The organism is Bradyrhizobium sp. USDA 241 (assembly GCF_049739505.1).
Taxonomy (GTDB): Bacteria; Pseudomonadota; Alphaproteobacteria; order Rhizobiales; family Xanthobacteraceae; genus Bradyrhizobium; species Bradyrhizobium liaoningense.
On the sequence record NZ_JBMGPZ010000004.1, the window covers coordinates 2,524,769 to 2,532,733 of the forward strand.

The 7,965-nt window shown below is 61.2% G+C and carries 6 protein-coding genes and 1 pseudogene; 4 read left to right on the forward strand and 3 right to left on the reverse strand.

Translation table 11 applies throughout. The features are described 5' to 3' along the window. Positions 1–61: 61 nt before the first annotated feature. A protein-coding gene (locus ABIF91_RS21685; RefSeq protein ID WP_424578686.1) for an IS3-like element ISRj2 family transposase occupies positions 62–1,191 on the reverse strand; the annotation gives its coding sequence in 2 pieces (ribosomal slippage) (positions 62–933 and positions 933–1,191; 1,131 coding nt in all). A 451-nt stretch (positions 1,192–1,642) separates the two neighbouring features. Here ABIF91_RS21685 and ABIF91_RS21690 point away from each other — a divergent pair. The 3 genes from ABIF91_RS21690 to ABIF91_RS21700 all read left to right on the forward strand — a co-directional run bounded on the left by ABIF91_RS21690 (position 1,643) and on the right by ABIF91_RS21700 (position 5,041). Next, a complete protein-coding gene (locus ABIF91_RS21690) occupies positions 1,643–1,837 on the forward strand; it encodes a 4Fe-4S binding protein (RefSeq protein WP_011084548.1) in 195 nt (64 codons plus the stop codon). 203 nt (positions 1,838–2,040) lie between these two features. Next, a protein-coding gene (locus ABIF91_RS21695) for an IS3-like element ISRj2 family transposase (RefSeq protein WP_086023025.1) occupies positions 2,041–3,170 on the forward strand; the annotation gives its coding sequence in 2 pieces (ribosomal slippage) (positions 2,041–2,293 and positions 2,293–3,170; 1,131 coding nt in all). Between the two features lie 602 nt (positions 3,171–3,772). Continuing rightward, positions 3,773–5,041, forward strand: coding sequence for an IS256 family transposase (locus tag ABIF91_RS21700; protein ID WP_038952271.1), 1,269 nt, complete (start codon positions 3,773–3,775; stop codon positions 5,039–5,041). A gap of 170 nt (positions 5,042–5,211) precedes the next feature. Here the strand turns inward: ABIF91_RS21700 and ABIF91_RS21705 are convergent. Continuing rightward, a pseudogene (locus ABIF91_RS21705) lies at positions 5,212–5,792 on the reverse strand (IS6 family transposase); the annotation flags it as partial. A gap of 427 nt (positions 5,793–6,219) precedes the next feature. After that, positions 6,220–6,360 carry a hypothetical protein gene (locus ABIF91_RS21710; protein ID WP_154694111.1) on the reverse strand — a complete coding sequence of 47 codons (141 nt, stop codon included), beginning with the start codon at positions 6,358–6,360 and terminating at the stop codon, positions 6,220–6,222. Between the two features lie 312 nt (positions 6,361–6,672). On the opposite strand from ABIF91_RS21710, the gene ABIF91_RS21715 reads away from it, so the two are divergent. Beyond that, positions 6,673–7,868, forward strand: a protein-coding gene (locus ABIF91_RS21715; RefSeq protein ID WP_424578816.1) for an IS3 family transposase whose coding sequence is annotated in 2 segments (ribosomal slippage) — positions 6,673–6,921 and positions 6,924–7,868 — 1,194 coding nt in all. Because the reading frame shifts where the segments join, the coding sequence is not laid out codon by codon here. The last annotated feature ends 97 nt before the right edge of the window (positions 7,869–7,965 follow it).

Consider the following 7,965-nt stretch of genomic DNA (forward strand, 5'->3'; position numbering starts at 1 on the left):
TTTGTCGTTGCGTCGGGAGGGCGTAGCCCGACCAGAGCGACGACAAAACCGTCGGCGACGGTCATGCGGCCATCACCATAGCTTGCGTGCCGAAGTAAGCCTCGTCGGGCGTGCGCCCGTCAAGGCTCGAGTGAGGGCGTCCCTGATTGTAGAAGGCCAGATACTTGGCAATTGACGCTCGCGCCTCGGACACGCTGTCGTAGGCGCGGAGATATACTTCTTCGTATTTGACCGTGCGCCAGAGCCGCTCGACAAACACGTTGTCGCGCCAGGCGCCCTTGCCGTCCATGCTGATGGCGATCTTCGCGTCCAGCAGCACATCGGTGAACTCGAGGCTGGTGAACTGGCTGCCCTGATCCGTGTTGAAAATCTCGGGCCTGCCGTGCTTCGCCAACGCCTCCTGGACCGCTTCGACGCAGAAGGCCGCCTCCATTGTGATCGAGACGCGATGGGCCAGGACCCGTCGGCTGAACACATCGACGACCGCCGCGAGATAGACGAAGCCACGCCGCATCGGAATGTAGGTGATGTCCATTGCCCACGCATGGTCGGGCCGCTCGATCTTCAATCCGCGCAACAGGTACGGGTAGATCTTGTGACCCGGAGCCGGCTTGCTCGTGTTCGGGCGACGATAGACCGCCTCGATCCCCATGCGCTTCATCAGCGTCGCGATGTGGCGGCGACCGGCGTATACGCCCTCCCGCCGCAGCAACGATCGCAGCATACGCGCTCCCGCGAAGGGATAATCGAGATGCAGCTCATCGAGCCGACGCATCAAGGCAAGGTCCTCGGCCGAAACTGGCCGAGGTTCATAGTAGACCGTGCTGCGAGCCAGCTTCAGGACCTTCGCCTGGCGCACGATAGAAAGATCATGATCGCGGTCGATCATCGCTTTGCGCTCAGCAGGCCCGCCTTGGTGAGCGCGCCGGACACAAAATCGTTTTCCAACGCCAGCTCGCCGATCTTGGCATGTAACGCCTTCAAATCGACCGGCGTCTCGGCCGATGTCTTGTCATGCCCAAACACGCCGGCGGCGCCTTCCAGGAGCTGGTTTTTCCAGATCGTGATCTGGTTCGGATGAACATCAAACAGTTGCGCCAGCTCCGCCAGTGTCTTGTCGCCTTTGACCGCAGCCAAAGCAACCTTCGCCTTGAATGCCGGAGAATGCGTCCGGCGGCTCTTCTTCGTCATCTTCGCTCCTGATTCGCAGCAAGAATCCTCGCCGCTGTCAGGCAGAAAATCCACTCAAGCTACTGTCCGAATTTGCGGGGCCAGCTCTACCTTCCGGTCCCATTGAGTGGAGCCGACAAGATGCGCCGCGGGCGACCTGATACTTGCCCGGACAGCTCCATGATGTCGCGACACATCGATCATAGCCGCGGCAGGCGGCCTTAAGGATCTCGGATCGTTCCCTAATGCTGGAGAAGGTGGTTTACCTGATCGCTGACGGCCGTGACACCGATCATGCGCAAACCACAGGATCGAGATCAGATTGTCATGTTCGTTGTAGGATTTGCGACACCGTATCGGGTCGGCGACCTGCGTTATCGAAATTTCTTCAGATGAATCAAGCTCAAGATGTCTGGCACAAGACTTGATAGCAAGAAACTGTTCCGCACCTTTTGCTTATGGAATAGCACTGATGGCCTACAAGATAATCGCATCCCAATGCACGGTCTGTGGTGCGTGCGAGTTCGAGTGTCCCAATGCCGCGATTAGCCTGAAGAACGACATCTATGTGATCAATCCGTCCCAGTGTACCCAATGTGAGGGGCATTCTGACGCGCCAAAGTGCGCCGTGGTTTGCCCCGTGCCAGATACTTGCGTGCCCGCATAGGAGCGGCAGCCGATGAGAGGGGCTCCTGCACGAAGCATGATCAAGATAATATCCAAAACAGCCGCCTTTGCGACCCGTCTCCCGTTTTCCTCGCTCGCTAGCCCCGTGTTCGAAGAGAGCTGGCCCCGCAAATTCGGACAGTAGCTTGAGTGGATTTTCTGCCTGACAGCGGCGAGGATTCTTGCTGCGAATCAGGAGCGAAGATGACGAAGAAGAGCCGCCGGACGCATTCTCCGGCATTCAAGGCGAAGGTTGCTTTGGCTGCGGTCAAAGGCGACAAGACACTGGCGGAGCTGGCGCAACTGTTTGATGTTCATCCGAACCAGATCACGATCTGGAAAAACCAGCTCCTGGAAGGCGCCGCCGGCGTGTTTGGGCATGACAAGACATCGGCCGAGACGCCGGTCGATTTGAAGGCGTTACATGCCAAGATCGGCGAGCTGGCGTTGGAAAACGATTTTTTGTCCGGCGCGCTCACCAAGGCGGGCCTGCTGAGCGCAAAGCGATGATCGACCGCGGTCATGATCTTTCTATCGTGCGCCAGGCGAAGGTCCTGAAGCTGGCTCGCAGCACGGTCTACTATGAACCTCGGCCAGTTTCGGCCGAGGACCTTGCCTTGATGCGTCGGCTCGATGAGCTGCATCTCGATTATCCCTTCGCGGGAGCGCGTATGCTGCGATCGTTGCTGCGGCGGGAGGGCGTATACGCCGGTCGCCGCCACATCGCGACGCTGATGAAGCGCATGGGGATCGAGGCGGTCTATCGTCGCCCGAACACGAGCAAGCCGGCTCCGGGTCACAAGATCTACCCGTACCTGTTGCGCGGATTGAAGATCGAGCGGCCCGACCATGCGTGGGCAATGGACATCACCTACATTCCGATGCGGCGTGGCTTCGTCTATCTCGCGGCGGTCGTCGATGTGTTCAGCCGACGGGTCCTGGCCCATCGCGTCTCGATCACAATGGAGGCGGCCTTCTGCGTCGAAGCGGTCCAGGAGGCGTTGGCGAAGCACGGCAGGCCCGAGATTTTCAACACGGATCAGGGCAGCCAGTTCACCAGCCTCGAGTTCACCGATGTGCTGCTGGACGCGAAGATCGCCATCAGCATGGACGGCAAGGGCGCCTGGCGCGACAACGTGTTTGTCGAGCGGCTCTGGCGCACGGTCAAATACGAAGAAGTATATCTCCGCGCCTACGACAGCGTGTCCGAGGCGCGAGCGTCAATTGCCAAGTATCTGGCCTTCTACAATCAGGGACGCCCTCACTCGAGCCTTGACGGGCGCACGCCCGACGAGGCTTACTTCGGCACGCAAGCTATGGTGATGGCCGCATGACCGTCGCCGACGGTTTTGTCGTCGCTCTGGTCGGGCTACGCCCTCCCGACGCAACGACAAAACCGTAAAGCCCCGCGTTCAGCATAACCCGGCAGGAATCCACTTAAATCCAGCGGGGCGCTGTCCAAACAACCGGGGCCAGCTCTCTGAGATGTCCGGCATAGCCGCCACCGCCGTGCACGCCAATATAATTCCCGGTCCAGCTCCACAGTGTCGGATGAAACCTTCACCGCTGGATCGAGATCCGCCGAATTCGCGCCACCGCAAGCGGCAAGCGTAACTGCTGCCGCGCCCCGTATAAGAACTCCAGGTCGCATATCACCTCACGAACAACACATGTGCGCGCCATCCGCAACGACGTTCGATGTCGTGGCGTCGCTTCTACGCCCCTGGTGGTGAGCAGACTCCATGCCAGCGAAGCGATGCGCATTCCCGACGGCTTCCGATAGCTATGTCGCTGACGCGACAAGGCTAGCGATTGTTGAGGCAAGCCGTATGTCTGACCGAGCTATGGCGGAATCTGGGTGATGACGGTGTGAGGAAGGCGGCGTATCGAGGCGGGTGACGAGCCTGCCAGAACCTCTCGAGGAGAGCGATACGCCATGACCGAGACTACCAATGTTCTTGCTTTCCGTCAGCCGTCCGCGGTTGATGATCCACTGACCGATATCGTTCGTGCCGGCGCGCGGGACCTGCTTGCCAGGGCGATCGAGATCGAGGTTGGCGCGTTTCTGGCCAGCACGGCCAATCTGACGCTGCCCGACGGTCGAGCGCGCCTGGTCCGACATGGGCACGGTCCGGTGCGCGAGATTGCGACCGGCATCGGTCCGGTGGAGGTCGCTCGTCCCAAGGTCCGCGACCGCGGAGCGAGCGGGCCAGGCGACCGCCTCCGCTTCAGTTCGGCAATCCTGCCGCTATGGGCGCGGCGGACGAAGAGCCTGGATGCCTTGATCCCGGTCCTCTATTTGCGCGGCATCTCGACCGGCGACTTCCAGGAGGCGCTCTCGGCGCTGCTCGGCAAGGATGCGCCGAACCTGTCGCCTTCGGTGATCGCCGGCCTGAAGGCCGATTGGCAGGTCGAGTACGAACGCTGGCAGAGACGCGATCTGTCGGCGCGTCGCTATGTCTACATCTGGGCCGATGGCGTGTACCTGCAGGCCCGCATGGAAGATCACAGCGAATGCATGCTGGTGCTGATTGGCACCACGCCGGAAGGCAAGAAGGAGCTGATCGGCTTCCAGGTCGGCGTGCGCGAGAGCGCGCAGAGCTGGCGCGAACTCCTGATCGACCTGCGGCAACGCGGGTTACGGATTGCCCCGCAACTCGCCATCGGCGACGGCGCCCTCGGCTTCTGGAAGGCACTGGACGAGGCCTTTCCCGGCACGCGGCACCAACGATGCTGGTGCCATAAAGTGAGCAACGTACTCGACAAGGTCGCCAAATCCGTGCAGGGCCCCATGAAGAACGACCTGCGGAACATCTATCTGGCCCCACACCGGGCCGAAGCTGAAACCGCGATCGACGTCTTCGTCGAGAAATACCACGTCAAATACGGACGTGCGGTGGAGTGCCTGATCAAGGATCGCCATGCGCTGCTCGCCTTCTTCGACTTCCCTGCTGAGCACTGGATCCACCTACGCAGCTCGAACCCGATCGAGAGCGTCTTCGCCACGGTGCGCCACCGAACGGTGCGGACCAAGGGATCGCTGTCGCAACAAACTGCGAAGCTGATGGTGTTCAAGCTCATCGACGCCGCATCGAAGACCTGGCGGCGATTGAAGAGCACGAACCAGTTGCCGAAAGTCATCGCCGGTGTAAAGTTCATCGACGGAATCGAAGTCATTCCGAACACTGAAAGCCACGCCGCCTGATCAGGCCGCGTCACCCAAAATCAGCCATAGCTCTGTCTGACCTCGAACACACCAGAACGTCCTGCCGTAGCGACCGATCAGCTTTGCGGGCTGCATCTCGGTCTTCGTCGGCCATGATGCAAGAAGGCCAAGGAAGAACGTGTGGGCGACGCATGGATGGCATCGTCAACTTAATCGACCGCCGAGACGAAGGAGGCGATTTTCAAAGGTCCGAGATTCGGCGATAGCGCTTGTCGCGGAGATTTCGCGCCAAGTCGCAAAGGCTCGTTCGCGCGAAGCACGACGGAGGTCGGCGGCGACAGCTCCGAGATAGGGGATGCGGAAACGTTCGCGACCTGATCGTGAACTGACTAAAACCGTTGAGCCTGATGGGGCGATTTGAAACGCTTCATGATCCGCTCGCGTCGCCGCGTCTGCCGATGAGAATTCTCGGCGCGATTGTTGAGAGTGTTGTGCGGGCGATGTCCGACGTGAAAGCCCATGCTCGCCCTCGCAGCGCCGTACGAACGGAGCTTGTCCGTGATCATCACGCGCAGCGGCGTGCCGGCGGATTCAAGCGCTTCTTCATGAGCCGCTGCGCAGCGCGCGAGTCTCTTCGGGGCTGGATCAAGACGTCGAGAACGAAGCCATTCTGGTCGACAGCGCGCCAGAGCCAATGTTGTTCGCCCGCGATCGAAATAACGACCTCGTCCAGATGCCATTTGTAACCGCGAGCGGAAGCGCGCTGGCGGATGCGATCGGAGAACGCCTTTGCCATGGTCGGTGTTGTAAATCTCCGGCGTGCCGTACGTCGCCGCGCCTCGTCCAGAGCCGCCACGCAGAATGAGACGTCCATCGTATTCGACAGCCGCCACGCCAGAACCGCACGGCTCGCTCAGTCGATGATGGCGACGAGATAGAGAAAGCCGCGGCCGATGGGCAGATACGTGATGTCGGCCGCCCACACCTGGTTCGGCCGGTCGATCGTTCATGTTGCGCAGCAGATCGGGACAGAGATCTTGTGGCCCGGCGCCGGCTTTGTCGTGTTCGGCTTCGGTCCCAGCGCGGCGATGCCCATCTTGCGCATCAACTGTTGCACGCGCTTGCGATTGACCGCAAGCCCCTCAGCCTCAGCATCGCGGTCATTCGCCGCGAGCCCAGGAATGGCCAGGCGGTGATCAGCTCGTCGATCCGCTGCATCAGGGCAAGGTCGTTGAATTGGCCGGCTGTAGCGGCCGGTAGACGCTAGAACGGGCGATGCCGAGCAACATGCATTGCCGACGGATCGACAGCGCCTGGTCGACGCGCTCGAGCATTCCTCGACGGTCCGGCGTGCTCATCTTCCGGACCTCCGCGCTAAAAACTCGCGCTCGACCGTCAGTTTGTCCGATCTTGGCGTGCAGCTTCTCGATCTCGCGTTCGCGCGTTTCCTTCGCTCTCGCGCCCGACACCCACGTCAAAAGCCGGGCCGCCTGGTCCAGCAGCTACTTCTTCCAAGCATAGATCTGGTTCGGTGAACCTCATAGCGCTGGGCCAGATCGGCAGCCGTCGCCTGCTCCCGCACCGCTTCCAGTGCGATCTTTGCCTTTGGTCTGAGCCCCGCAAACTCCTCCAAGAATGGGTAGAGTCCGTCACCTCTGAGGAGATGGACCATGAAGCCAAGTCGGTTCACGGAAGAGCAGATCATCGGGATTTTGCGGGAGCAGGAGGCGGGTGTGGCGACGGCTGATGTCTGCCGCAAACACGGGATCTCGAGCGCAACATTCTACAAATGGAAGGCCAAGTACGGTGGCCTGGAGGTATCCGATGCCAAGCGGCTGAAGGCATTGGAGGACGAGAACGCCAAGCTGAAGAAGCTCCTGGCCGAGGCAATGCTCGACAACGCCATGCTCAAGGACGTTGCGTCAAAAAAATGGTGACGCCCGCCGCGAGGCGAGAGGCCGTCGCTCATCTGCGGACCAACTTCGAAGTGAGCGAACGGCGGGCGTGCAAAGCCTTGGGGGCAGATCGCGCATCGGTGCGCTATCGCAACGGGCGAGCCGATGATGCGGCCGTACGCGCCCGCCTGCGCGAGCTGGCGGCCATCCGCCGCCGGTTCGGCTACCGTCGTCTGCTGGTGCTGATGCGCCGCGAGGGGCTGGTCATGAACCACAAGAAGTTTCGACGTCTGTATCGCGAGGAACGGCTGCAAGTCCGCCGGCGTGGCGGCCGTAAACGGGCGCTCGGCAGCAGGGCGCCAATGGCGATCCCGCAAGGCGCCAACCAGCGCTGGAGTCTCGACTTTCTGTCGGATGCGTTCGCCGATGGCCGACGGTTCCGGATTCTGGCTGTGGTCGACGACTTCACTCGCGAATGCCTGGCGCTCGTCGCCGATACTTCGCTGTCGGGCCTGCGGGTCACACGCGAGCTCGATGTCATCATTGCCTGGCGCGGCCGGCCGGCGATGTGCCTGTCCGACAACGGCACTGAGCTGACCGGAATGGCCGTGCTGCGCTTCAGCCAAGAGAGGCAGATCGAGTGGCACTACATCGCGCCCGGCAAACCGACCCAGAATGCCTTCATCGAGAGCTTTAACGCCCGCCTGCGCGATGAACTTCTCAATGAGACGCTGTTCACTTCGCTCGCACAGGCGCGAGCCGTGCTGGCGGCCTGGAAAGACGACTACAACAACGCCCGGCCGCACAGCGCCCTGGGCAACCTCACGCCGACCGAATACGCCAAACGCAACGCTCTTGGGCCGCAACGGGACGGGACGCTGCGCTATGCCGAGGGCTCCGCGCCCCGCCCCGTTGCTTCACCGAGCCCCTTGGGCTCATATTCAACCGGGACTCTTTCCATTGCTGGATGAAGCGAGGGGCTCAGACCACCTTCAACACCGCGTCGATCTTCCGTCGCGTCTTCTTCGTCATCATGCCCTCCGTCGATCAAACGATAGCGGTACGACG

What these genes read in the sequence shown, in the direction of transcription:
- ABIF91_RS21690 (WP_011084548.1), top strand. Translation starts at nt 1,643, where the DNA reads ATGGCCTACAAGATAATCGCATCCCAATGCACGGTCTGTGGTGCGTGC.
- ABIF91_RS21700 (WP_038952271.1), top strand. Translation starts at nt 3,773, where the DNA reads ATGACCGAGACTACCAATGTTCTTGCTTTCCGTCAGCCGTCCGCGGTT.
- ABIF91_RS21710 (WP_154694111.1), bottom strand. Translation starts at nt 6,360, where the DNA reads ATGAGCACGCCGGACCGTCGAGGAATGCTCGAGCGCGTCGACCAGGCG.